The organism is Wolbachia endosymbiont (group A) of Dendrolimus pini (assembly GCF_964026835.1).
GTDB lineage: Bacteria > Pseudomonadota > Alphaproteobacteria > Rickettsiales > Anaplasmataceae > Wolbachia > Wolbachia pipientis.
The window spans coordinates 671,135-695,101 of the sequence record NZ_OZ034702.1 but is presented as its reverse complement, the minus strand read 5'-3'; the positions used below and the strand labels follow the sequence as shown (position 1 = coordinate 695,101).

The window sequence follows — 23,967 nt, the reverse complement described above, 5'->3', positions numbered from 1 at the left end:
GTATGGGAATGCCAAATTTTTCAGGTTTGGGAAGTTTGGCTACCACTGCTAGTGGCAAACAATACGAAATATGAATAATAAATATAAAAATCAAGTAGCAAAGCTATGCGTGCTTTAAGGAAAGCATATTTCTATAGCTGAGATTTGGAAAAAGACATCACAAAAGTTGCAAAATATACAAGATCTTTGTATAGCTTGTATATTAAGTTACAATAAAGGAATAAAAGCCTGAATAGATCTGTTCTTTTATTATAAATATTTGCAAACTATACAAGATCTTTCTATAATTTGTATATTAAGTTAATAGTAAAGCAATAAATTGCGCTATAGACTTAGATAATATGCTTAATATAGGAGGCTTATATGACTACTAAAAAAACAGTATCATTTGATGATATAGATGGAAATACTTATGAATTAATCATTGATTCTAAAAAGTTACCAAATGGACTATCTAGTGCTATTGAAGGTATAAGGCGTACTGGCAAGAAAAACCAGAGGTCTAACTTTACAAACGAAACAGGTAATAAGAACGATCTTAGCAGATTACCGGAAATATTTGATGCCATGGATCGTACTAGTAACTGGTGGCCTTTCTTTGCAGGCGATAAGAAGACTCAGAAGCCTGAAAGTGTGCCTTCCCCTAGAGATCTCGTAATCAACTTTGGAGAAGGACGTGAATTTTATAACACAAAATCTTCAAATCGTCAAAGTTCAAATCCATTTATTCCAGCTTTAAACAAGATAGAGCCGAGTGCAATTGAAAATGCAGAATTGATATGGTTTAAAAATGCAGTGGTAAAGGTAAAAAGTGTAAGTGAACTGAACAAAGTTGTAGATCAAGCACTACATGCTGGAATCAGGATAAACGCATATAGTGAAGGACAGACGAGTTTTGCTGATGCAGTAATATTGAAAATGCTTTCGATCCCATGCAAAGAAAATGAGAAGGAAGATATAATATGTGAATTGATGCTAAGTGGAGCAATGTTCAGTTACGATCTATTGCAGGATAAGCGAATAAGTGAAGTTCATAACAAGCTGTATCAAGAGGTTCGTCCACAGATAGATAAATGGCTTAAAGAACTGAGAGAAGTCGGTGAAAGTGCTATTGAAAATGAAGGGATCGTAGAAGATGTCGGAATAGATAACAAAACATTTTTTATGAAATTTTCTGAGAATAGCAAAGTAAATGTTGCAAGAGTATTAGAAGGTACAAAAAATTTAGGTCTAGGCAGTGTCGACATTTATTTTAACCAAAGATAAATGCCAGCAATGTGAACAAAAGACAGAAAAGCTATGGCCAATTTGTCGTAGCGTGTAGCAACTCTGCGGAAGTGCTTGATTTTGTTGAACATCCTTTCGATTAAGTTTCTCTCTTTATACAATTCTTTGTCATATTCTCTTGGTGTTTTTCTGTTGGAACGCGGTGGGATTACTGGCTCAGCATTTACAGCTTCTGCAGCCTCAATCATATAATTTGCGTCATACCCTTTATCGGCAATAAGTGCCTCCATGTTCTTGCCTTCTATCAGGTCTAAAGCTTTTACGTAATCCGATCTTTGCCCTGCAGTAACAAAGAATCTCAGTGGGTTGCCCAAAGCATCACAAGCAGCGTGTAATTTGCTTGAAAATCCTCCTTTGCACCGTCCCAGCTCTTGTTCTTGTCTACCAGTTTCCACATTTTTTTCTTGCACCAGCAGCATGTTGATGTGCCCTGATTATTGTTGAGTCTATCATGAGCCACTCTGTGTCTCCATTAACAGCTAATGTGTTGAAAATCATCTGCCAAACACCAGATTTTGCCCACCTTATAAAACGTTTATGTACACTTGACCATTTTCCATACTCAGCCGGCAATGCTCTCCATGTTGCTCCTGTTCTACCTATCCACATTATTGCAGCTACGAATCTCCTGTTATCTTTTGCGCTTCTTCCTCTATCTCCTTCCTTACCTGGCAGACTGTTTTTTATTCCATACGCGTCAAGTTAAGGAAATAAAGGTATGAAAGAGATAGAATAATAAGGTATAAGTTCTCCCAGATATACTTTTAGTGAGAGAACCAATGAATAAAATAACTTGCTTATCAAAAAAGCTCAAAGAATTTTTTAATGAAAAAGCAGAGAAAATCTCAATTACAACAAGGTTTATAAAAAGAAAGAGAAAGCTAAAAGGTTCATCATTCGTAAAAGCCATGGTCTTGGGTAATATAGGAGTTGATAATTGTAGCGTAGAAACAATGTGTCAATTACTAAACGAGGACTCGATAGATATAACAAAACAAGGTTTGGATTTTAGATTTACTGAAGAAGCAGTGGAATTTATGAAAAGGATGTATAATGAATCTGTGATTCTCTTTAAAAATATCTTGCAAGTTGATTGCAAAATCTTACAGCAATTTAATAGTGTTAAATTATTGGACAGTAGCTATATTACTCTACCTAACAGTATGGAAGAGATGTATAAAGGTTATGGTACTAGCTACAGTGGCTATGAAAGCAATACTAAGTCTGGAATAAAGTTACAATTAGTTTTCGACTACATGAATCAGATAATAGACCAACTTAATTTAACGGAGGGGGTAAGATCAGACCAGGGATATAGGAAACATTTAAGTAATATATTAAGCAATGATTTGCTAATATCTGATCTCGGTTATTTTGTGCCAAGTTCTTTTAAACAAATCAATGAAATAGGAGCTTATTTCATAAGTCGTTATAAATCCGATACCAACATATATGATGTAGAAACAAATCAAAAAATGGAGTTATTAGAATGTTTAGAGGATAAGTTATTTTTAGAAAACGAGGTATTGTTAGGAAAAGAAGCAAAAATTAGAGTAAGAATTATATGTCAGAAACTAACTGAAGAACAGTCTATGGCCAGAAGAAGGAAAGCTAATAGATTAGCAAGATCGCAGGGATATACATCCTCTAAAAGAAATCAAAAATTGTTGAACTGGTCAATATTTATAACTAATGTTCCAGAAAATAAAATTAGTGCTGAGCAAGTATTAACGATTTACAGAGTAAGGTGGCAAATTGAGTTATTATTTAAATTGTATAAAAGCCATATCAGGCTTGATAAGCTAAAAGGAAAGCCATGCAGAGTATTATGTGAACTATATGCTAAATTGTGCGCAATTCTTATATTTCACGGCATAGTTGGTTGCACAGAAGTGAAAAAGAATACAGAACTTAGCTTAACAAAGGCATTTATTGAGCTAAAAAGGCGGGTTAGAGAGTTATTTTTAGTATTAACCAAAATTAATAGTTTAAAAGCATTTCTTAAAAAACTCACTATAACTTGGTCGCGATTTTCATTAAAAGACAAACGTAGAAGGGCTAGAGTATCCACTTTAACCTCTCTAAATTTGCTCACAATCTCTTAACTTGACGCGTATGGTTTTTTATTCTCTCCCATTGCTCATCTTTTAAATCATATAGCATTCTCTTTACCTATTAATAAAGAGTACTCTATATCACTATTTTTTTATGTCGACAAGACCTAGGTATCAGATATTTCTTTGAGTGTTTAGGTGCCTCTTCCCCAAATACCTTCTTCCACGTTTTTCTCAGCTCACCCAAAGGTTTTCTCTCTAAATTCATTACTTTCTTTTCTATTTCTTCCTCCATGTTTTCAGCCTCTCATAAATATAGCTCTTTTTACAATAATCCGAACAGATCATAATATGCTACTGCTCTACCATAGCCATAAGCACATATCTTATCCTATTCGGACTATTGCGAGAAGTGCTATAACTTTTCAATTCTGTCCGTTTCTTTCTTCAATACTTCAGTTACTTCTTTACTATTTTTCGCATAATCTATTGCCGTCATCCCACATTCATCCTCTTGCTCTATTTCTCCTCCTGCCTCCACTAACTCTTCCACTATTTCTTTTTCACCTACCATACATCCTAGATGCAGCGGTGTGCATTTATTTCCATATTCCTCAGCATTTACGTCTGCTCCTGATTTTATCAATTCCCTCACGATTTCTAGACGTTTCTCCGTTACCGCTAGGTGCAGTGCTGTATATCCTCCTACATCTGTTGCATTTACATTCACTCCTTTTTCAACTAATACCCTCACTGTTTTTGCGTTTATTGCATAATGCAGAGCTGTTCTTCCATTCTCGTCTCTTTCATAAATATTTTTAAACGAGTTCTCTAATAGTGACTCCTCTTTTTTACCGAGCTTTACCATAACTTACCTCCACCTTTCTTTAAAATTAAGTCCCTTTTTTAAGCCTTTCTTACTACTACATTTTCTGCCTCATCTATCATTTCATTCACTTGGCTGATTATCTTGCTTGCTAAATTTTGACATTCTTTCTTTATTAGCGATTTGTCTCTCTTCCTTATTTCTCCTATCTCTATTATTTTTAGCTCCGGCATGTAGCTTCCATTCAACATGTCTGCTATTTCTCCCACTAGCACCTCTATTCCATAGCACGTCAGTTCTCTACTTTTTGTTACTCCTCCTTTTTCTCTTAAAAATTTACTTGCCTTTTCACTCTCTTTGCTATCACATAGACAATACTTTTCACTTTCCCAGATATAGTATAGCCTTTCTTATAATAGTCCGAATGCGATAAGATATGTGTTTATGGCTATAGCAGGCCAGTAGCATATTACGGTCTGTTCGGATTATTGTAAAAAGAGCTATACATTGGTGTTGCACCATATTTATTCAGTTGATTAACTTCAGCTCCGGCCTTTACTAGCTCTTTTATTATTTCAACTCCTGCTCCTCCTATTTTGCACGCAGAGTGCAGTGGCGTACATCCAGTGACATATTGAGTGGCATTTACTTCTGCTCCCGATCTTAGCAGCACTTTTATATTTTCTAAGCTTTTCGCAAATACTGCACAGTGTAGTGGTGTATAACCATTTTTATCTCTTGCATTGATCTCTGCTCCTTTATTTATTAATAACCTTACTGTTTTGTAATCAGAGATTTCTACTGCTTGGTGCAATATCGTCTCTCCTTCTTCATTTCTTTTATTAATATCTTTAAATCCGTTACTTGATACTTCTTTAAAAAACTTACTCTTGCTAAAACTCATTTCATACCTCACAAAATTAGCTTTTCTAGCGCCAGATAAATTTCTTATATTTACCTGCTGCTATTCAAGTCATGTCCGTTTTAGCATGAGAAAGCAAGTCCTTTTCTTTTTATTTCATATATTTTAACCTATTATTAATATAATATATGAGGATCTAAATATAAGTACTTAACTTATTATAGATATTACTTGACTATTTTTCCAACTTCTATGCAAATGTCGATGTTCGTGCCATTTCAGTACTCCTGGGTAAAATACCAAAATATGCTTTTCTAATTCATGTATTGAGTCTTTTTGCTCTAAATCGTTTTTATAGTAAACATTGTGTTCTGCTAAAACATAGTTTGTAATCTTCTGATCAGTATAATTTTCTACTTTGTAGTGGTGAGTAACGCTAAACCTTTCTAAAATTGGTTTGTGTTTTAAATTCCAACGTTGCCATGAAAGTTTATCGTTTCCCAATACAAATTTATTTCCTTCTTCTTCTATGCTACCAACCGGAAAGCACGCATTTGTTTCTCCTAAGTTCCAACTGTCCGATAATACTATCTGCGCTTTAGCAAATTTAATCGATGGTAATAAGCTTTGAGTTAGAGGATACAGGGCTTTTAAGTTATACCACTGATGACTTCTTTCATAAATGCCTTGGTAATCCTTTATGTGAGGCTCTGTTTCTCCAAGTACTGCCACATCTAACCGATATACATCATTACTAAATGCTTGCTCATAATGAACACGAAAAGTACTAAACTTAAAACTTGGATTTAAGATTTTTAGCTCAAATGCGTTCTTTCTACCAAATGACAACACTGGTCCATCTTTTTCAACTTTTCTACCTGAATAGTCTGACAATAAGCTGCCGAATAAACTTTCATCTAAAATAAACCTATCAACGTTATAGTGATCATTGAAAATCCTCATTAGCCGCGATCTTGCTGGTAACGATAGTTTTGCAAGTTCTACTACTGCATCCACAAAAAAGTCATTTGGAACATCTTTTATTCCTATCTGTAATTCAAAAAAGTGCTTGCCAGGTGGCTCCTCAATAATTGTAATATCTTCTATATTTGCCCATTTTAGTGCTATTTTTAGTGATGCTGGAGTTCCTCTCAGTCTTTGAAATTTTACTCCTTCTACTACGGCTTTTCTTCTATCTTTTACCCAACGCAGTATCTCTTCTAAACCATATTCTTCTATTATCCACGGCAATGTTTCTTCTTTAAGACTAAACTTAAATCCTCTGATACAGTTTGGATCTACTTTATAATCTATCGCATCTACTAGCGCTCTTTCCTGCCTTGTTGCATTTGGTGGCAGTAACATTAATTCAACTCAATCTTTAAATTTCTCAAATTTGCACATTCATTTCCCAGAACCACAACATCCTCTTTTGGCTCGATTAATTCTACGTTTTCTACACCATCTACAAATAAATTCGCTATTATCCATGATCTTGTAACATTCCATCCCAGCCTTCTACTTGCTTCAAACTTCTTGATGAACTGTTCCTTAATTTCCTCCTTTGATATTACAGAACTTATGCTCATTCTGCTGTCAATATCTATTTCCGTAATATTGCAACCAATTACTGTTACTGTATCTGTTAAAACCCTTATATCATCTCTATTAACTTGCTTTCTTACAATTTCAAGTAGCTCTTCTAACACTATGCCAGTTATGGATAATGCTGTTGATAAGATTGAAATTTGTACTTTCCCTGGTATAGGTGATTCTACTAGTGCATCTTTTACTCTACTATCTGCTGACAGTGCATGATATTTATAATATTCCTTACTTCCTCCTGTTGACCAACCTGCTATCTTTGCTTTAATTCTTTTTCTAAATCGTTCATCATCTTCTTCTTTTTGCCTCTCTACTCCATAAAACTCAGCCAAATTATCAAGATCTTCTCCTGTCGCAAATTTTAGTAAATTGCTCTTTACTGATTCATTTATTCTTTGTCTTAGTAACAATTCCCTCCATGCTGCTACTTCTAATACCTTCATCGCTGGGTCACTTTCTACTAACGCTGAAAAGGTTTCATCTCTACACACTAACTCCTCCTTCATTCTGGAAAAGATTTCCTCATAGCTTAGTTTTTCAATAATATTAGATGTCTGCATTTCTAAACAACTACTCCACTAATACCTATGAATTTGCCTTCTGAAAGATACATACCTTCAAGTACAAGAGTCATTTTTCCTTCTTTAGCTTCAGCAATCTTTACTTTTTCTAACTTAAATCTCTTCTCAAATTTCCCCAGTGCTTCTGCTGTTGCTGAATAGATTTCCAAAGTTAAATCTCTATTTATTGGCTTATCCACCAATTCAAATAATCTTGAGCCATAATCTCTCCTCATTATTCTACTGTTTACTGGAGTGGTCAGTATATCAATTATCGATTGCTTTAAGTGCTCTATTCCTTCTAACGCTTTTCCTGTTTTAGCATCCATTCCTCTCATATATTTTTCATGGCTCTGACTTAATACTTGCATGTTTTTCACGTGCTATAGAAATAGCCTTTCTCAACTTCTTTTCAAGAATTTCTTTAGAAGGAAGCTGTGTTAAATACTGTGCAACATGAATATTAGAGCCTTCGAGTTCAAGATATTCTATATCCTCTTGATCCTTATCAGCACATAAAATAATCCCTAACGGTTTTTCTTCACCTGCTTTTCGTTCATTTTTATCTAACCAATTTAAATACCATTCCATCTGTCCTTTATAAGCTGGTTCAAAGCGACCTATTTTTAGTTCTATTGCTATAAGACGTTTTAATCCTCTGTGAAAAAATAGCAGGTCCAAATACCTGTCAGTTGTTTTAGTACTCATCCTTTTTTGACGTGTTACAAAACAAAAATCACTCCCAAACTCTTGTAAAAATTTTGTCAATTCATCCAAGATTGTATTTTCTAGATCAGTCTCACTATAACTTGATGGCAATTCCATGAAGCTAAGGAAGTATGGGTCATGAAAAATGAATTCTGGTGCTAACATATTTTCTTCACGTAAATTTTTTATACTCCTTCTTATAAACTCTTCAGGTTTTTTTGCTAGCGCTGTACGTTCATACAACATAGTATCGATTTTACTACGTAGTGCTCTAACACTCCACCTTTCAATACGACACATTTCTATATAATAATTACGCTTCAGCTCATCAGAAATTGCAATAATTTCTACAAAATGTGACCAACTCAATTGTTGTGACAGTGTCGCGACAATTTCTTGATCAGAAAAGAATTTAGAAAATTGCACCATACGAAATAATGACGCTCTATCAAAACCACGTCCATATTTAATCTGAAGTTCTTTTGCAAGTTGGGAGATGATTTGCTTCCCATAATCTGCACGTTTGTGCTTTAGAATATCTTGATCAATTCTGGAGCCAATTTCCCAGTTTAACAATACTAGAGTAGAATTGAATTGAACAGAAAGATGATTCTTTGCTCTATCTATTAAATTACTAATGTCTCCTAATAGGCTAGTAGTTATCTCCATATTCATAACTTTACTTTTGGTAAGTATAGCAGATGGTTTATTTTTATCCTGAAAAAACATTACTACTACCACTTATTACTTTAGAACCACAAGATATTGAATCTCCAACTCTTCCTATACTATAGCCATTTGCAAACACTTTTTTTGATCCTTCAATTAATACTCTACCTTCTGTAAAATTATCTCCTTTTCGGCAAACTGGCTTACCATTTACAAAAACATTGTTACTGCCGCTAATGCAGAAATGTGGTATAGCTTCTCCACAGCAGTCTCCTAACCTCACTATTCCTTTGTTCAATTTAAGTCGATCCTTTCTGCTTTCAGTTTGATTCCACTTTTTGTCATTTCTATCTCTGATTTTCCTACTTTGAAATTTAATTTATCCACTACAGAAATTTCAAGATTCTTGCTCTCCTTGTCATACAATAACTTTGTTCCATCTTGAAATACTAAACTGTTAATCATTTCACTATTCTCTGGAGCAGAATAATTTTGCTGATATATTCCAGCTAGTACTACTCCTAATGATAACTCTCCCAATGGTGACAATATTACTACCTGTTCATTTATGCTTGGTGGTAGCCAGCTTCTTTCCTCTCCTGCTCTAGAAGTTATCCATGGAAGAAAATCTGTTAAAAGTTCTCCTATCTTCACTCTTACTTTTGCTTTCTCATAATCTACTTCTTTTACAACTCCTATTCGTACAATGTTTGCTAACTTTCTTTGCATCTCTGAAATAGCAAAATTACTCTCTAACATTTTCTTCTATTATAATCGTATGTGGCTTAATCTTATTTTCTGTCCATATCGATTTACCTAAATGAAGCTGATGACTCCAATCAACCATCCACACCAAATATGCATCTAATTCGGGTCTAAATCCGTCAACTTCTGCAGAGATAAATTCTCCTGGTGAAACATTTTTTACGTTCCAAGTATTTTTATCTACTACTTTTGCTACTTCTGCTGCTAATGACCTGACAATAATAGCTGCATTTTCTATTGTGCTATCAATCACAATCCTCGCTTCAAATCTTGCTTTCAGCGCTAATTCTTCTGTTCCAGGATCATGTCCTTTTTCAAATCCGCTAAGTTCCACAAACACCGCTGGCGCTACTAATTCCTTTCTTATCGATGGATAAATTTCACATGTCTGTATTGCTGGTATTTCTTTCTTCAGTGTGGTGCAAATTGCGTTATGCAAATCTTTAAAATTCATACACTTCCTGTAATATAACTTAATTCACGTTCAAAAAATTTTGTAAATACTTTCTCAACCTCATAATTAACAAGATTCCCTATTATCCTTGAAGCCTCAGGTTCGAGTGACAATTTAACTTCCTTTATTGGCAATGCTGCTCTTCCTTCACGTTTAAACATACCGCTATTTCCTTTTGGCATAACTGCTGCAAATCCTCCTATAAACTCATGCTTTCCTACTTTCGATCCTCTTCTTGTTTTTTGTATTTTGCCAATTGTCGATGCTCTAATGTCGTAGAGATTTGCTCTAATTAACACTTCTAATCTGCTTGTTTTTGCTTTAAAAATTCTTAATCTCTTTCTTATCAAACTTAATTTTATCTTCTTTTCCTCACTGATTTCCTTAGCTGCTTGCGCTTTTAACCATAGTGCTGTTCTATTTAGTGCTTTTATAGCTGCCAGTTTTACTTTCTGCTCTTTTTCGTCAATATTGTAGACTATTTCATTAATATTGTTACTAATTTTAATATCAAACACTTTCTATTGCCTCAATTTTCCATATTTCACTCGAAGAATCTTTTAACGGTGGTTCAAAAATCTTGTAGAACCTTTTTTCAATCTTGATATAATCACCTATGCTAAAGGAAGTAACGTCCTGATCACGTATTTCTATAGAAGCAATTTGCTGAGTTAATGCTCCATCTGCACCTAGAGAATACGTACTCTCAGGACGTTTAATTAGCACTTTTATTCTACGAATGCCCTCCTTATTTTTATTACAATATGTGGCTTCCACTCCTAAATGCTCAAAACAATCTTCCAATAATTTTCCTATATTCATCAACTAGAACTAATTTTTACCAAAACTCCCGGACGATGGCACATTGGCAATGGATTCGACTGCGTATGTAAATCAGTTCCTCTATCAAATCTTCTTGGCTCTTGTTTTGCATAGAGTGGCTGTCCAAGAGTATTCACTGTTTCATTAAAATCTGCTGGTGCAAAATATGTTGTAAATGTGCTTGCTGTTCCTACTGGAAAACAGTTTCCACTTTCTCTTTCTATAAACCTTCTTACATTTCCCTCAGGATCAGTTGCTTGCCCTCTATATTCCTCAAACGTGATTCCACAAAACGTAAATCCTGATCTCATATCATTCCTTAGCGCTGCTCCTTCTTGCCATCTTTCATATGCTTCTTTCACTTTACTATGCGAAGTTAATGCATCAAAAAATTCAGGGCTTACCAAGGCATGTACTCCTGTCATATATTCACCACTTAAGTTATCTTCTATATGCCGGAGTACTTCCAGACACTTACGCTTTACATCAGTTGTTGCAGTTCCTAGTGCAAAATTTACTACTTTTGGTGTGATTTCAAATTCGTTGTACAGATTTAATAATTCTGACCCATCAGCATCTAAAATTATTCCCTTCAGCGCTCCCATTCGCAAATGCTCTAATGTTATTGCGTGCTTGTTTCTCATTAGCTGTAAATGGTCAGTTATTACGTCTGCCAGCGCTTTAAGTTCACTCTCTGATCCAAATGCCCTTATTCCCTGTACTTCCTCTGGTAACACTACATCATCGTGAGGAATATGTGGAATCGTAAATGTTCTTATTTTCCGTTTTCCTCGTTTTCCCACTGTTGCTGGTGCTCCTGGAACTTGTGTTGGTAATAAACTTAAAACTCCGTTGTGTTCTTCTATGGTAATATGTCTAAATCTTACTGACCTAGTTGGAAATAAATTTAGATTTTCAACTCGTCCATAATTTATCGGCAATATATTTATCGCATTTGTTAGCGCTGTCATGCTAAATGCTGTATTTGTAAATGGATTTTGCATTCTTTTTCTCCTTATTAATTTTAGTTAAACTCCCTTGCGGATAATGATCCCTCGTGCTTCAAGTTGCTTTATTGCTTCAGCTTTCTGTTCTTCAGTGATATTTGCTGGCCACACAACTGCATGATCTGCTAGTATTGCACCACGAGTAATAATTACTGCTTTGGCATTTTCTGTCGCATTTACATCACTTACTATTGCACCTATTGCTGTTTGTGTGCCATCTGTTCCAGCAGGATTAAGTACTCTAATAAAACCATCTTCCGTCTTTTTGGCAACTACTGCACCAAGCTTAAGATTTTGACCTTTAGCTACTGTTATTTGGTCTCTTGAATATAGGTTGGACACTTCATATTTCAGAAGATCGCCTAAATTATTTCCTTCAGTTATACTTATCATGTCTTTTTCTCTCCTTTTTTTATTTTTTTACCGCCGCGTTTACAATTGCTATACACCGCGGTTATTACCTTATAATTAGCCATTATGGCGCATTTTGGACACTTATTTACCGCAGAGCACTATATACGGCGGTTATAAAAATACTTTAACTCCTACGACTTCTTGCTACCTGTGTCATCAAATCTTCCTGCGAATTCCGCGGTATTGCACTCAGTATCTCTGTCTTTTTCGTTCGCTCTGCAAGTAACTCCATTAAAACTTCCCGTGCTTGCTCAACACTTACGCCTTGCTCTATAAATTCTCCTATCTTTTCTGGCATCTTTGATACATTACATAATCTTATTATCTCTAAAATTTCTCTACGACAGTTCTCCTCAATAGTTGTCATACTAACACTCCTACTTTTATGATTGTTGATAAATTCAAAAAATGTTGTAACTCCATCTGCAAGACCTATTTCTACTGCTTTCTCGCCAAAATACAGCCCTGCTTCTGTTGATCGAATCTTTTCAATTGAAAGACCTCTGTTCCTTGCTATCAGCTGCACAAACATTTCATATAGTCGGTCTACTTCTTTTTGTAAGCTTCCCAGACTTTCAGACGTCATTGGCTCATGCGGGTTTAAATCATTCTTTCGACTACCAGCAAAGATTGTGGTGTACTTAATACCTTGCCTTTCATCAAACCTACTTTGATCTATGTGACTTGCTATTACTCCAATACTGCCCACACCAGAAGTTCTGCTCACAAATACCTTCTCAGCGCTAGAAGCTATAGCATATGCAGCAGAATATGCATCATCATTTGCTATTGCAATAATTCTCTTTTTTGTTCTTGATTCATAAATAAAATCAGCTAGGTCAAAGACACCGTTTACTTCCCCTCCTGGACTGTCTATGTCAAGTAGAATCGTCTCTATGCTTTTATCTCCTAAAGCACTCTCTATCTCTTCATGAATATTTTCATACGAAGTCATATCTAAAATATGATCAAAAGCTTCTGTTTTTTTTGTCAAAACTCCATAAATACGTATTATTGCTATTCCTTTTGGGTTTATATGAAAATGCTTTAAGTTCTTAAAGATAGGTTGTTTGCTGTTATATAATGATAGTAGTTCAAAGCTTCTTCTCTCTACCATTACTGGTTTATTTATCCACATCACCTTCCTTCCCTTTTATGATTAACATCAGAATCGAAACAAAGTCCAAAAGAATTAGCTCGCTTTTGATCTTCTGCTATTTCTTGGTCAATTTCTTCTACATCGTAACCCATTTCTGATACTACTTCTGCTCGACTCTTAAATCCATTTCTTACTGCCATTTGCTGTGCTTGCTGGTCTTTCAGTGGATCCACCCAATCAAATCCCTGTGGTATCCATTTTACTTCTTCTTTCGCTGCTTTTACTACTTTTTCATCTATACTCAGTTCTCCACAAAGTACTGCTAACTCTAGCCATCTACTCCATACTGGCCTGCAAAACTGAAATACTATAATGTTGTGTTGCAGCATAGCGCATCGACGACGAAACTCTATTAATCCAGCTCTGATTGATGAGTAATTAACACCTGTTAAATCTCCTGTTAGCTGCTCATATGTTATTCCTGTACCTATTGCTATTGCCCTCAGTTGCTGTCTCATGAATGCTTCATAACTTCCTCCAACATCTGATGGCTCTGAAAATTTTATGTCCTCTCCTGGGTCTAAAAGCTGCATTGTTCCAGGTTCCAGGCCAGATAGTGCTACTCCTTGCTCATTACTTTCACCTTCTCCCATGATATTTGCTTCTGGATCGAGTCTCGTAATAAATCCAGCAAACATTGCTGCTGTCTTTTTTCTCACTAATTCTGCATCATCGTATTGATCAAGTTCATAAAGCTTTAGCAGTATATTAGAAAGCCATGGCTCTCCTCTAATTTGCCCAGGTCTTAGTGGTCTATAGATATGTAAAACATCGTTTGCTGGTACTCTCACTGATTCTCCAAATGAGCCTTCTCCTGGATGTTCTCTAAATAAGTAATATGCTTCTCTTTGCCCAAGTCTATTGAACTCAATCCCGTTTCTTATTACATTACCATTTGCTAAAGTTTTATTTGTTTTATTTTCTAAATGTTCAGACTCAAGTACTTGCAGTTGTAATGGTACAGAAAATCTATCCTCTAGCTTTCTCGTTCTTAAACGTATAAAACATTCTCCTCCCTCTATCATACTTCTGCATACTAGAGCTTGTAATCCATAAAAATCACTTACTCCGTTACTATCTGCTTCATCTGTCCATCTTAGCCATAATTCTTGTACTTTCTTTCGAAATTCTCCATCTCTTGCTTTTGATTGCGGTTTTATTCCTGTTCCAATAGAGTTACTTACTATTGTATCAATAATATTTGCTGCATATGGATTTTTTCTTACCATATCACGAGAGCGGCTACGCAAGTGCTCAAGGCTTTGAGAAAGCAAATTATTTATGCTTCCTGCTTCTCCTTGCCAATACATTACCCTTCTTCCTGAGCCTGCTGCATCCCATGCAGAACTTTTGATTTTTGGCTTACCAAATAATTGTTTGAAGGTTTTTAACATCCTGATAACCAAAATTCTCTTAATTCTTTCAAAGTTCCGTTAAATTTGTTTCTGTCACATTTTCCGATTCCTTCTACTTCATGCGGCTTTGCTCCTGTTTGACCGTCGGTATATTGCCATAGAGTCCAGTTCCTCCATCCTATTGGTAATGTCAGTTTTGTTCCCCATTTTGCTAACCATAGTGGACATTCTGTTAAAGTTGGGGTGGCAAAATCCTTGAGAAAACTAGGGCTTCCATAAATTAACGGCAAACGTCCGGTTACTAAATAGACCCTATTTACAAAGTCCTCTGCTTGTTTTGGCATTATGCTTTTTCCATCTTTGTTTTCCTCAATGTCAAGGGCTAACAATATATTTGAACTATCACCAATTGTTTCGAGAAAATGCTCAGCTTGGTCTTTGCCGCTTTTTTCCCCGACACCAAAATGGTATGCACCCCAAAGCAATTCCTCTTTTTCAGCGGCTTTTTTCCTTTTTGTATATTCAGGATCTACGTACTTTACCCCCTGGGTGGCTTTGTGAATTATGCCTACTATGCCATCTTCTTTTGTTAATCTAAAATCTATCTCCTGATTCCAGTGCGACAAATCTATTACTGCATTTATAAGCATACCTGGTGTAGCGGTAGCTATCATATACCTCAAATGCTCTAGAAAATCTGGGTATCCATTTTCTATCATGCAACTTCTCATACCACTCCTTTATTCGTTGAAATAACAATCTTTCTTTTTGGTTTTTGACCTTCAACCTTGAGCTCAGCCTTGATTCTTTGTCTTAAGTTTAAAAGATCGTTTATTTGCACTTCAGCATATCTCACAACATGGTCACCATATGCAATTGATACTACTCGCTCTCCGCTTTGCAGCTTCTTTATTGCTTGTTCAACTTGAAACAAATACTCTTCGTTATACATTTTTCAACCACTTACTCTGTCTTACTTTTTTAGGTTTTTTACTTTCCATTTTCCCACTCAAACTATTCCATTTACTCTCTGGCCATCGATCGATTCCAAGCGCAATAGATGCAGCTCTCGCATAAATTCGGCAATCTAGTACTTCATTTCTTTCTCTTACCTTTTGCCACTCTTGTTTGGTATAACCTTTTACTACTTTGCTGACTAATTGCTCTGCCGTTAGCTGCTTAAAATATTCAGGTGCATACTCGGGAAAATGACAGTATCCTGCTGGAGCTTCTTCACCGTCCTTTAAAACATTAAGTAATTGAAAAAGTTCTGACTTTAAAATCGATACTCCCACTGGCCAGAGCTTTATTCCTCTTTTTAGCTTTTGACCACCAACTGTTATATCTACTCTACTTGGGCTGCTAAGTGGTACTAGAGCTTTATTTACACCTTTCACTGCCATTACTCTTCCAGAGCCTTGATGACCTCTTACCCAATTGTATACTTCTTGTGTCGCATACCCAGCATCAACCGCCATCATACTTATCATGTATTCAAGACCATTTTCACCGATAAAATGATGATTTAAGAGCTCAGAGAGTTTTCCCCATACTTCTCCTCTTCCAGTATCACCTTCAAATACTCGGTATTCTATTGACCAACTTTCGCGGCTTTTTCCCCATGCTACAACTTCTACTTCTAAACGATCTTTTTGGACATCTACTCCTGCAGTAAGCACCACTTCTCTCCTAGGTACTGTGCCTACGGGAAAAAATTCTCTCCTGTTAAATAATTGCTTCCAATCTGGTACTTCTCCTTTGTCTACCCAGGTTTCTCCAAGCGTAGTATTTATCCATACTTTTAGTAATTGTTCACTTTCTTTTGCATGAAGAAAATCTTCTACTGCTTGAGTCCAGCTATACCAGCCTACTGGACTATAAAGACTTGAAAGATGAAATCCTTTTTTCTCACCTTTTACTCTATTAGTAGGTCTCCATTCTCCACGCTCAAGCATCTCTGTCTTTTGATGATTTTCTATTTTGCCGCTACATTCAGTGCAGACATAATGTGCTGTTCTTGAGTCGTTGTTTTCCCATTTAATTTGTGACCATTTTAGAACTTGATAGTAATTACAATACGGACATGGTACAAAAAAGTACTGCTTATCTGTTGCTTCAAATTCTTTCTCAATTCTGCTTATTCCATGAATTGTTGGTGTTGATACTAAAAAAATCTTTCGCTGTGCAAATGTATTAGTTCGAGCAATACTAAGCAGTACTGGATCTCCTTCTCCTCCTGAATCTCCTGGGTAGGCATCTATTTCATCAAGAAAGAGATATTTTACTGGCATAGATCTCAGTGCTACACTGCTATTTGCTCCGGTTATTACTACTATTCCACCTGGAAATTCCTTACTTTGCACAGTATTGCCCGAATCTCTTGACCTTGGGTCTTTTACTTTATTTTTTAAACATGGCGTACTCTCTATTAACGGTGCAAATCTTCCCTTCGACCAACGTTTTCCCATTTCAACTGTTGGCTGTACTACTAGCATTGGACCTGGTGTTTGATCGATGATATAGCCTATCCAATTGTTACCAGCTTCTGTTCCTCCAATCTGCGCTCCTTTCATGAATACTACTTTTTCTGCAGTTGAAGACGGAGATAGTGAATCCATGATTTCTTTAAGGTATGGCGTTCTCTCTGTTCTCCATTTCCCTGGCTCTGATGCTGCAGTTGGCGCTAAAACTCGATACTCATTCGCCCACTCTGACACTTTAAGTAGTGGATCTGGCTTTAAACCTTCAGAAAAAGATGTAGCATATATCATATCGCTAGCTCTTCACCATCATTAGATGATACCTCAACATCACTTAAAATAGAACTGCACTCACTTGTTTTCTCACTTTCAAGTTCAATAAACATTTTCTTTTCAAGTGCTTCTTCTATGTACTTCTGAGTTAAATTACTCATTGTTATTGCAGCTATGAACGCAACTATTCCCACCATTACCGCAGCTATAATGTTAGGGTAAATTCCCACTATCACTATTGCACATACTGTTATAGAAACACAGACGATATTGATATATTTCTTTATTTTTTTGTCTGCTATTTTCCTTTCTTCAAAATATTTATTGCTCAATAAATGAAATGTTGGAAAGTTCTTCTGTCTTCCAAATAGCACTATTTCCTTCTCTTTGCTCAGTAATTTTATTAATTTTGCGTTGTTCGTTATTATTGCATACTGAAAAACATCCGTGGCATCTGCTCCTCTCTTTAGCAACAACTTTACTACGTTAAAGTGACCATGCTTTGCAGCAACATAAATTCCCGTTTTTCCACTCTCATCTACAGCATCTATTTCAACTCCTTCACCAAGAATACCGTCTATTAGGTCTTCATATCCTTTTCTGGCAGCTAAATGAAGCAAACTGTTTTTATCAGCTCCGTATCTATTACTTGCTAAAATCTTTACTATATCTAATCTATTTGCTTCTTTTGCATAACAAAATGGTGTCTTGCCATTATCATCCTTAATTAAAGGGTCTATATCTTCTCGCGTTAGTAAAACTTCTATTGTTTTCAGCCTTTCAGCATAATGTAGTGGCGTTTTATTTTCATAATCTTGTAAGTTAACCCCAGCATTAGGAACATTTATTAAGCATCTTACAATATCTAAACATAAGTCCCTTTCGTCGTAATTACTACTACTTATAGCTACGTGCAAAGAAGATAATTTCATTGCATTTCTGCCGCTACCAGCTATATTGACATTCGCACCAAGATTTGAAAGTAATTTTACTACTCCTAGCTTCTTGTTGTTTACTGCATAATGAATTGCTGCATGATTTCTCACGTCAAGAACATCCTTATCCGCGTTTCCTTCTCTAATTAAAATTTCTACTATTTCTTCATGTCCAGCTCCTGCCGCTAAGTGTAATGGTGTATGTAGTAAAGCATTCTGCTCATTAACATTAACTCCTTTGTTAAGTAAAAATCTTACAGCATTTGCTTCATTCAACATCGCAGCTAAGTGAAGCAAGCTATCTCCCTCTGATCCATATTTATGATTGATTAGTGCTTGTAATATTTCTTCTCTTGCACAAGAAAGCGCACTTTTACCATCATCATCAGCGATCAGTGGATTAATATTTTTCCTGTTCAGTAAGAGTGCAACCATACTAAGCTCGTTAATTTCTACTGCATAATGCAGTGGTGTCTTTCCGTTTGATCCTCTGACATTAACATCTAATCCAGGTTGATTAATGAGGCACTTTATTAATTCTAAACTTAACTTAGCAGACATTATTCAAATTTAGCGTTAGATAATTCTTGTAATGAGTTTGTAATCTCTTCGGTTAGCGCCATATGAATCTTTTCAGTGTCACTCAGTGATGCAAGCAGTGCTGAAACTCTATTTGGAATATTAAGCAAATTATTACGGACAACTCTTGCTACGTTAAATGCATCGCGCTTTACTTCCTCTACTGCTACAAGTTCTCCTATTTCAGCCTTAGCTTTTGCCTCAAGCAATTTACCACGTTCCATCTCATTTTTTATTCGCGTTTTTAGCAACATCGTGGAAAGGTTACTTGTATTTTCGTTTTCTGGATTTTTCCTCCTCAGTGGCTGACTTGGATCTCTTATTGCCGCTACTGCTTCATTTGCTTGCTCTCTATTGATCAAACCATCCTCCAACTTAACTATTCCTTTTTTTACTAAATAACAGACATATTGCTTTGATACTCCTATCTCTCTTGCCCATTCTGTTTGCGTGATTTTCACTTTTTTTTGCCTATTTTTTACGAGGTTTCTTCTTGAATCTCTGAAAAGGTTTTGCCAGTACCGGCTAAAATTGCATCTCTTCCCGTGTATACTTGCCAACGTTTTATGGTTACATCTACAAATTTTGAATCTAGCTCTATTGTCCTACAAATTCTTCCTGTTCTCTCACATGCAATCAGTGTACTTCCAGAACCGCTAAATGGATCAAGTACTATGTCTCCTGATCTGCTGCTGTTTACTATTGCTCTCTCCATTAGCTCTACTGGCTTCATTGTTGGGTGCAGTGAGTTATGTATTGGCTTATCATAAAACCACAGATCACTTTGATTTCTACCGCCATGCCACTCACGTTTATTGCCGCTTTTCCATCCATAAAGCATTGCTTCGTATTGTCTTTGATAATCTGATCTTCCTAGCGTAAAGTGATTCTTCGCCCAAATGATAAAAGTTGACCATTTTCCTCCCGCTTCCTCAAATGCTTTTTGCAACGTTGAAAACTCTGATGATGATGCACAGATGTAAATTGCACCTTTAGTATATGCTAAAATATGAGTACAAATATCATAGAGAAAAAGCTCATACTTTTCACCTTGATTATCGTTTAGTATCTTTTTATCCTCTCTTTCTTGACTGCTACCATAATCAACGTTATATGGAGGATCACAAACAGTAATGTCTGCCATTTTATCATCTAACAGCGCTTTATATGATTCAACTACAGAGCTATCACCACAATAGATTCGATGATCACCTAAAATCCAAAGATCACCTGGTTTTGTTATTTCTACCCTTTTTTCATCACCAACCAAGTCAGAAAAATCTTCTTTTTCACTATCTAAATCATCAAGGAAATGTTGAACTTTTTCTAATTCAAATCCAGTCATTTTAAGATCAAACTGTAAATCTTCTAACTCTTGAATTTCTACTTTCAAAAGCTCATCATCCCACTTTGCCCAATTAGCTGATTGATTTGCCAGTAATCGAAAAGCTTTAGTTTGTGGTTCATTTAAATTATCACTTAAAACAACAGGAATACTTTCCATACCAAGTTTTCTTGCTGCTTTAAGTCTTAAATGACCATCAACCACAGTTCCATCGCTTTTTGCAACTATTGGTATACGAAAGCCGAATTCCCTGATTGAAGCACACATTCTATTTACTACATCATCATTTTTACGAGGATTACGCTTATATTCGACGAGGTTTTCAACAGGATAGTAGTGGATTGCTAAATTCATATCTTAATAATTAAAAAGTTAATATTCAAAATATCTCTGACGCTAAAGAAGGCCTGGGGTCGAACCCACCAAACCCGCCAATATGGCCGAAAGGACCCACTTTTTATGGATTTTTCATCTTATTAATATCTTTACTAATATAGAACATTAATGCCAAAGCATCGGCCTCATTATCATCTCTAGGTGAAAAACTTTTTTCACGTATCGCTTCAATAACTTCACTCTTACTTGCATTACCTTTGCTTGCTATAAAGCGTTTGATAGTTTTAACATTAACACCTTGGTAGGGAATATTGTTCTCTTCACACCAAGCAGATAGAACGGCAAGAAAACCGCCATAGCAATGGGCTGCATCAGTTCCAAGGTGTCTTCTCACTTCTTCAAAATACACTGCAGTGAACTCATGTTTCAAAGAATTAAGCCAATTACGAAAATTCAAGAAGCACATGCCACCTCCACTGAAACGGCTACCATGAAAACTTTTGCTCCCACTTTCAATTATTCCATCTGTTAGAATTGCCCAGCCCGTTTGTTTGCCGAGGTCCAGTGTTAGGATTGACATTTGCTATAATTTAAAACTATAAGTAGCACTGATTCCAAAATATCGTTTGGTTTCTGCAAAATACATTAGCAATTCATAGGTTTTTGTTGGCCAACAACGGAAATTCGAGAATCATGTGCTACTGCAGAAAGTTGTTTTCTTGTTATATATATTCACCAAAATTACGAAAACTGTTCACTTTTTTTTTGCAAAGGATAAAAATCGTGTTAGACTTAAACGGAGATTTGTTCTGCAGTAGTAAGATTACCGAAAATGCTATTTAATTAAATTTTAGAGGGTACTACGTGCGTTCTTTGGTGAATTGCTGTTGTTAATTATCTATAAAATCACATCTAGCTTTAAAACGAAGTTTTTACCTTATCTAAAAAAATACAAATCTACTCAATGTTTGTTTGCCGAGTTTCGGATTGACACTTAAAGTTTTTGTATTTGAAGCGCATCCACAAACTGCATCAATGCCCTTCTATTATAATATATATATACCGGATTTCTTACTACTTTTTCCGGGATTTTTTGAAAAAAAGTTAAAATAATTTCAAAACTGCTTACCAGCTAAAGAATAAAGTAGATAGTTCTCTATTTTTAGAGTTTTACAGTTGCTTGTCTTTTTTACAAATAACCTATATGCTATTTGAAGTAAGGTAGAGTAGATATGATAATAAATGAAAACGAAATTTTATTATATACAACTCCAGATGGAGATGTGAGAATTGATGTTTTGTATCGAGATGAAAACATTTGGCTTACACAAAAAAGAATGGCGGAGTTGTTTGATGTTAATATTAGAACAATTAGTGAGCATTTACAGAACATATTTGCTAGTCAAGAGTTAGATAAAGATTCAGTTATCCGGATTTTCCGGAATACTGCTGAAGATGGTAAACAGTACCCTACACAATTTTATAATTTGGATAGCTATTGGTTATCGAGTTAATTCTAACATTATTCAGAGTACGAGCTACAAAAGTTTTGAAGATCAAAGGATTTGTATTAGATAGCGAACGGCTAAAAAATGGCCCAAAGTTTGGCAAAGACTACTTCAATGAATTACTTGAAAAAATCAGGAGCCTCCGAACGTAGGTTTTACCAGAAGATTACCGACATTTATGCTGAATGCTCTGCAGACTATGATCCAAATTCAGAAATAACAAAACAATTTTATGCAAAAGTACAGAATAAATTATATTGATGGCCTGACTGCAGCAGAGCTCTCGAGTTGACCACAAAAAACCAAATATGGGGCTAACTACATGGAAAGATGGTCATGGCAGCAAGATTCATAAGAGTGATTGCAAAAAACTACTTGACTGAAAAAGAGTTGAGTGAACTAAATCATATTGTTTCGATGTATCTAGATTATGCGGAACTTCAAGCAAGAAAGCATCGGCTAATGAAAATGCAGAATTGGGTTGAAAAATTGGATGCATTTTTATTGTTCAATGATTATGAAGTGCTTAAAGATGCTGGTAAAGTTAGTGCTGAAGTTGCAAAAGCCCTAGCTGAAGGAGAATACCAGAGTTGTACAGACATGAATCTGATTTTGATGAATTAATTAAAGCAAGTAAAGAAAGTGAGAAAATAACTACAACAAAAACAAGCTTGTAGTTGAGCTATCTGTGTTTGACATCTTGCTTTTATTTTAATTTCAAGGGGGGTGAAAAATTGTCCCCACCCTTTACAAAGCCCCATATCTCTGCTTTTTATCTACCAATAATATAGTAGAAATTTTGTCTCCATTATACTAGATAAAATTGGAGACGTAAATAAATAAATTTAGATCTTTGTCTCCATTTTAAGCAGTTTACGAGCTCCATAGCTTATGTTTATGGCAGCAACTTTTTTCCTTTAGCTTCATTTACAAATTATTTATAGAGATTACCTAAAGACTCAACTTAAGAATTTTAGATAAAAGTCGTTATATCTCAATAAGACCTCCAAAACCAGCTCTTGTTTCACCTAAATTACAAAAACTTTTCACTTTTTTGAAAAAAATGTTTTACAACGAATAAAAAGCGTGATAGGGTACGATAAGGGTTTTTTTATAACAAGTAAAACTTTAAAGCAAGAAATAACTTAGAAATGCCTCATAATCGAGTTTTAAGCTACCCTACGTGAGTAACTTAGGTCTTGGTGGTATAATTGTACCCTGAGGTTGTAGAATCGCTTTAAAATCCAATTACGGTTCATTTGTTTTATCAGATAATTTTGAAAGAGAGCTTTATACGTATCCATAGCTTATTATTGTAGACTGGTTAGTAACCGAACAGAGTAGTATGTTTTAAAGTCATACTACTATATTATTATTATATAATAATAGGAAATTTTGGAAACTGGAGACTGGTCAAAACTCCTCAATACTCCTAAGCTTTTTGCCACCTAAACCAGATTACAGCTCAGAAATCTGTCAACCATTAAACCATTGAAAATCTAGCATTTTTTTACTACCAGAAAGTACCAGATCTCATAAACTGCACCAGATTCTGCCAAGACTGAAGAGTTCTGGAGTCTGAGAGCCTGTCTTCAAACTCAAGAATAGGCTAATTTGTGAAGCATAATAGTGATCATATTAAAGAAAATATTGTTTTTTGAGGTAAGAGGAGAATGCTCGTAATCTTTGCTCATGCGTCTAAAATTCAGGCAAAAGTTCTTTCAACAATCCAACGCTTAGGAATAACTTGAAATCCTGTATCAACTACTTTCTTGGTAATCGTTAACAAACATCCAGTTTCCAATAAACAGCGGTTTTGTAATTTACCCATATATCCTTGATCAGCAAAAAACTTACGTAGATTTGCACTTAGCTTGAGCAAAAAGATTTAGAGCACCATCACGATCTTGAATGCTTGCTCTGTGTACTTCAGCAGTAATTACAAGACCTGCAGTGTCTACAAT

General features: G+C 35.5%; 26 protein-coding genes and 5 pseudogenes. 4 read left to right on the top strand and 27 right to left on the bottom strand.

Annotated features, from left to right (window positions below):
* Positions 1 to 363 precede the first annotated feature (363 nt).
* On the top strand, positions 364 to 1,266 hold the full coding sequence (locus AAGD66_RS03440; RefSeq protein ID WP_341814552.1) for a hypothetical protein: 903 nt from the start codon (positions 364 to 366) through the stop codon (positions 1,264 to 1,266).
* On the opposite strand, the pseudogene AAGD66_RS03435 reads toward AAGD66_RS03440, so the two are convergent.
* A pseudogene (locus tag AAGD66_RS03435) lies at positions 1,248 to 1,974 on the bottom strand (IS5 family transposase). The gene AAGD66_RS03440 and the pseudogene AAGD66_RS03435 overlap by 19 nt on opposite strands.
* Before the next feature lie 92 nt (positions 1,975 to 2,066).
* Here AAGD66_RS03435 and AAGD66_RS03430 point away from each other — a divergent pair.
* The gene (locus AAGD66_RS03430) at positions 2,067 to 3,392 is read left to right on the top strand and encodes an IS4 family transposase (RefSeq protein ID WP_264339118.1); all 1,326 of its coding nucleotides are present in this window, start codon (positions 2,067 to 2,069) and stop codon (positions 3,390 to 3,392) included.
* A 115-nt stretch (positions 3,393 to 3,507) separates the two neighbouring features.
* Here AAGD66_RS03430 and AAGD66_RS03425 read toward each other — a convergent pair.
* The 24 genes and pseudogenes from AAGD66_RS03425 to AAGD66_RS03310 all read right to left on the bottom strand — a co-directional run.
* A pseudogene (locus AAGD66_RS03425) lies at positions 3,508 to 3,636 on the bottom strand (DUF2924 domain-containing protein); the annotation flags it as partial.
* 120 nt (positions 3,637 to 3,756) lie between these two features.
* Positions 3,757 to 4,209 (bottom strand): ankyrin repeat domain-containing protein, encoded by a 453-nt coding sequence (locus tag AAGD66_RS03420; RefSeq protein ID WP_341814550.1) that lies wholly within the window; start codon positions 4,207 to 4,209, stop codon positions 3,757 to 3,759.
* Between the two features lie 38 nt (positions 4,210 to 4,247).
* Positions 4,248 to 4,568, bottom strand: a pseudogene (locus tag AAGD66_RS03415) (ankyrin repeat domain-containing protein); the annotation flags it as partial.
* Positions 4,569 to 4,672: 104 nt separating this feature from the next.
* Positions 4,673 to 5,071, bottom strand: a pseudogene (locus AAGD66_RS03410) (ankyrin repeat domain-containing protein); the annotation flags it as partial.
* Between the two features lie 168 nt (positions 5,072 to 5,239).
* Entirely contained in the window at positions 5,240 to 6,394 is a 1,155-nt protein-coding gene (locus tag AAGD66_RS03405; RefSeq protein ID WP_264736098.1) for a phage tail protein, read from the bottom strand.
* Entirely contained in the window at positions 6,394 to 7,194 is an 801-nt protein-coding gene (locus tag AAGD66_RS03400) for a baseplate J/gp47 family protein (protein WP_265024415.1), read from the bottom strand. The genes AAGD66_RS03405 and AAGD66_RS03400 overlap by 1 nt, the downstream gene beginning before the upstream one ends.
* A 2-nt stretch (positions 7,195 to 7,196) precedes the next feature.
* Entirely contained in the window at positions 7,197 to 7,532 is a 336-nt protein-coding gene (locus AAGD66_RS03395) for a GPW/gp25 family protein (RefSeq protein ID WP_265024678.1), read from the bottom strand.
* 7 nt (positions 7,533 to 7,539) lie between these two features.
* On the bottom strand, positions 7,540 to 8,631 hold the full coding sequence (locus tag AAGD66_RS03390) for a YhcG family protein (RefSeq protein WP_265024416.1): 1,092 nt from the start codon (positions 8,629 to 8,631) through the stop codon (positions 7,540 to 7,542).
* Complete coding sequence (locus AAGD66_RS03385; protein ID WP_226080738.1) at positions 8,615 to 8,869, bottom strand: PAAR domain-containing protein; 255 nt, start codon at positions 8,867 to 8,869, stop codon at positions 8,615 to 8,617. Before AAGD66_RS03385 ends, AAGD66_RS03390 begins: the two co-directional genes overlap by 17 nt.
* Complete coding sequence (locus AAGD66_RS03380; protein ID WP_265024417.1) at positions 8,866 to 9,330, bottom strand: phage baseplate assembly protein V; 465 nt, start codon at positions 9,328 to 9,330, stop codon at positions 8,866 to 8,868. The genes AAGD66_RS03385 and AAGD66_RS03380 overlap by 4 nt, the downstream gene beginning before the upstream one ends.
* Complete coding sequence (locus AAGD66_RS03375) at positions 9,317 to 9,790, bottom strand: hypothetical protein (RefSeq protein WP_341814548.1); 474 nt, start codon at positions 9,788 to 9,790, stop codon at positions 9,317 to 9,319. Before AAGD66_RS03375 ends, AAGD66_RS03380 begins: the two co-directional genes overlap by 14 nt.
* The gene (locus tag AAGD66_RS03370) at positions 9,787 to 10,281 is read right to left on the bottom strand and encodes a phage tail protein (protein ID WP_406833414.1); all 495 of its coding nucleotides are present in this window, start codon (positions 10,279 to 10,281) and stop codon (positions 9,787 to 9,789) included. The genes AAGD66_RS03375 and AAGD66_RS03370 overlap by 4 nt, the downstream gene beginning before the upstream one ends.
* A gap of 19 nt (positions 10,282 to 10,300) precedes the next feature.
* Positions 10,301 to 10,612, bottom strand: coding sequence for a hypothetical protein (locus tag AAGD66_RS03365; protein ID WP_265024419.1), 312 nt, complete (start codon positions 10,610 to 10,612; stop codon positions 10,301 to 10,303).
* A complete protein-coding gene (locus tag AAGD66_RS03360) occupies positions 10,612 to 11,616 on the bottom strand; it encodes a major capsid protein (protein ID WP_265024420.1) in 1,005 nt (334 codons plus the stop codon). Before AAGD66_RS03360 ends, AAGD66_RS03365 begins: the two co-directional genes overlap by 1 nt.
* 24 nt (positions 11,617 to 11,640) lie before the next feature.
* Positions 11,641 to 12,012 (bottom strand): head decoration protein, encoded by a 372-nt coding sequence (locus tag AAGD66_RS03355; RefSeq protein WP_265024421.1) that lies wholly within the window; start codon positions 12,010 to 12,012, stop codon positions 11,641 to 11,643.
* A 145-nt stretch (positions 12,013 to 12,157) separates the two neighbouring features.
* Positions 12,158 to 13,171, bottom strand: a complete 1,014-nt coding sequence (locus AAGD66_RS03350; RefSeq protein ID WP_265024422.1) for a S49 family peptidase — start codon at positions 13,169 to 13,171, stop codon at positions 12,158 to 12,160.
* The gene (locus tag AAGD66_RS03345; RefSeq protein WP_341814509.1) at positions 13,171 to 14,586 is read right to left on the bottom strand and encodes a phage portal protein; all 1,416 of its coding nucleotides are present in this window, start codon (positions 14,584 to 14,586) and stop codon (positions 13,171 to 13,173) included. The genes AAGD66_RS03350 and AAGD66_RS03345 overlap by 1 nt, the downstream gene beginning before the upstream one ends.
* Positions 14,580 to 15,221, bottom strand: a complete 642-nt coding sequence (locus AAGD66_RS03340; RefSeq protein WP_341814510.1) for a glycoside hydrolase family 25 protein — start codon at positions 15,219 to 15,221, stop codon at positions 14,580 to 14,582. Before AAGD66_RS03340 ends, AAGD66_RS03345 begins: the two co-directional genes overlap by 7 nt.
* 53 nt (positions 15,222 to 15,274) lie before the next feature.
* Entirely contained in the window at positions 15,275 to 15,499 is a 225-nt protein-coding gene (locus tag AAGD66_RS03335) for a gpW family protein (RefSeq protein WP_230609214.1), read from the bottom strand.
* The gene (locus AAGD66_RS03330) at positions 15,492 to 17,318 is read right to left on the bottom strand and encodes a phage terminase large subunit family protein (protein ID WP_341814511.1); all 1,827 of its coding nucleotides are present in this window, start codon (positions 17,316 to 17,318) and stop codon (positions 15,492 to 15,494) included. Before AAGD66_RS03330 ends, AAGD66_RS03335 begins: the two co-directional genes overlap by 8 nt.
* The gene (locus tag AAGD66_RS03325; protein WP_341814512.1) at positions 17,315 to 18,796 is read right to left on the bottom strand and encodes an ankyrin repeat domain-containing protein; all 1,482 of its coding nucleotides are present in this window, start codon (positions 18,794 to 18,796) and stop codon (positions 17,315 to 17,317) included. Before AAGD66_RS03325 ends, AAGD66_RS03330 begins: the two co-directional genes overlap by 4 nt.
* A complete protein-coding gene (locus AAGD66_RS03320) occupies positions 18,796 to 19,275 on the bottom strand; it encodes a hypothetical protein (RefSeq protein WP_341814513.1) in 480 nt (159 codons plus the stop codon). Before AAGD66_RS03320 ends, AAGD66_RS03325 begins: the two co-directional genes overlap by 1 nt.
* 17 nt (positions 19,276 to 19,292) lie before the next feature.
* Entirely contained in the window at positions 19,293 to 20,513 is a 1,221-nt protein-coding gene (locus AAGD66_RS03315) for a DNA modification methylase (RefSeq protein WP_341814514.1), read from the bottom strand.
* 103 nt (positions 20,514 to 20,616) lie between these two features.
* Positions 20,617 to 21,075, bottom strand: coding sequence for a Holliday junction resolvase (locus AAGD66_RS03310; RefSeq protein ID WP_341814515.1), 459 nt, complete (start codon positions 21,073 to 21,075; stop codon positions 20,617 to 20,619).
* Positions 21,076 to 21,727: 652 nt separating this feature from the next.
* Here AAGD66_RS03310 and AAGD66_RS03305 point away from each other — a divergent pair.
* Both AAGD66_RS03305 and rhuM read left to right on the top strand, forming a co-directional pair.
* Positions 21,728 to 22,009 (top strand): hypothetical protein, encoded by a 282-nt coding sequence (locus AAGD66_RS03305; RefSeq protein WP_238580394.1) that lies wholly within the window; start codon positions 21,728 to 21,730, stop codon positions 22,007 to 22,009.
* Positions 21,994 to 22,627, top strand: a pseudogene (gene rhuM / locus AAGD66_RS07005) (RhuM family protein). Before AAGD66_RS03305 ends, rhuM begins: the two are co-directional and overlap by 16 nt.
* Positions 22,628 to 23,708: 1,081 nt before the next feature.
* On the opposite strand, the gene AAGD66_RS03285 reads toward rhuM, so the two are convergent.
* Both AAGD66_RS03285 and AAGD66_RS07000 read right to left on the bottom strand, forming a co-directional pair.
* Positions 23,709 to 23,885, bottom strand: a complete 177-nt coding sequence (locus AAGD66_RS03285) for a hypothetical protein (RefSeq protein ID WP_264374893.1) — start codon at positions 23,883 to 23,885, stop codon at positions 23,709 to 23,711.
* The gene (locus tag AAGD66_RS07000; protein WP_406721094.1) at positions 23,857 to 23,967 is read right to left on the bottom strand and encodes a hypothetical protein; all 111 of its coding nucleotides are present in this window, start codon (positions 23,965 to 23,967) and stop codon (positions 23,857 to 23,859) included. Before AAGD66_RS07000 ends, AAGD66_RS03285 begins: the two co-directional genes overlap by 29 nt.

Coding starts and splice junctions, on each gene's coding strand:
- AAGD66_RS03440 (WP_341814552.1), top strand. CDS start 364: ATGACTACTAAAAAAACAGTATCATTTGATGATATAGATGGAAATACT.
- AAGD66_RS03430 (WP_264339118.1), top strand. CDS start 2,067: ATGAATAAAATAACTTGCTTATCAAAAAAGCTCAAAGAATTTTTTAAT.
- AAGD66_RS03420 (WP_341814550.1), bottom strand. CDS start 4,209: ATGGTAAAGCTCGGTAAAAAAGAGGAGTCACTATTAGAGAACTCGTTT.
- AAGD66_RS03405 (WP_264736098.1), bottom strand. CDS start 6,394: ATGTTACTGCCACCAAATGCAACAAGGCAGGAAAGAGCGCTAGTAGAT.
- AAGD66_RS03400 (WP_265024415.1), bottom strand. CDS start 7,194: ATGCAGACATCTAATATTATTGAAAAACTAAGCTATGAGGAAATCTTT.
- AAGD66_RS03395 (WP_265024678.1), bottom strand. CDS start 7,532: ATGAGAGGAATGGATGCTAAAACAGGAAAAGCGTTAGAAGGAATAGAG.
- AAGD66_RS03390 (WP_265024416.1), bottom strand. CDS start 8,631: ATGTTTTTTCAGGATAAAAATAAACCATCTGCTATACTTACCAAAAGT.
- AAGD66_RS03380 (WP_265024417.1), bottom strand. CDS start 9,330: ATGTTAGAGAGTAATTTTGCTATTTCAGAGATGCAAAGAAAGTTAGCA.
- AAGD66_RS03375 (WP_341814548.1), bottom strand. CDS start 9,790: ATGAATTTTAAAGATTTGCATAACGCAATTTGCACCACACTGAAGAAA.
- AAGD66_RS03365 (WP_265024419.1), bottom strand. CDS start 10,612: ATGAATATAGGAAAATTATTGGAAGATTGTTTTGAGCATTTAGGAGTG.
- AAGD66_RS03360 (WP_265024420.1), bottom strand. CDS start 11,616: ATGCAAAATCCATTTACAAATACAGCATTTAGCATGACAGCGCTAACA.
- AAGD66_RS03355 (WP_265024421.1), bottom strand. CDS start 12,012: ATGATAAGTATAACTGAAGGAAATAATTTAGGCGATCTTCTGAAATAT.
- AAGD66_RS03350 (WP_265024422.1), bottom strand. CDS start 13,171: ATGTGGATAAATAAACCAGTAATGGTAGAGAGAAGAAGCTTTGAACTA.
- AAGD66_RS03345 (WP_341814509.1), bottom strand. CDS start 14,586: ATGTTAAAAACCTTCAAACAATTATTTGGTAAGCCAAAAATCAAAAGT.
- AAGD66_RS03340 (WP_341814510.1), bottom strand. CDS start 15,221: ATGATAGCTACCGCTACACCAGGTATGCTTATAAATGCAGTAATAGAT.
- AAGD66_RS03335 (WP_230609214.1), bottom strand. CDS start 15,499: ATGTATAACGAAGAGTATTTGTTTCAAGTTGAACAAGCAATAAAGAAG.
- AAGD66_RS03330 (WP_341814511.1), bottom strand. CDS start 17,318: ATGATATATGCTACATCTTTTTCTGAAGGTTTAAAGCCAGATCCACTA.
- AAGD66_RS03325 (WP_341814512.1), bottom strand. CDS start 18,796: ATGTCTGCTAAGTTAAGTTTAGAATTAATAAAGTGCCTCATTAATCAA.
- AAGD66_RS03315 (WP_341814514.1), bottom strand. CDS start 20,513: ATGAATTTAGCAATCCACTACTATCCTGTTGAAAACCTCGTCGAATAT.
- AAGD66_RS03310 (WP_341814515.1), bottom strand. CDS start 21,075: ATGTCAATCCTAACACTGGACCTCGGCAAACAAACGGGCTGGGCAATT.
- AAGD66_RS03305 (WP_238580394.1), top strand. CDS start 21,728: ATGATAATAAATGAAAACGAAATTTTATTATATACAACTCCAGATGGA.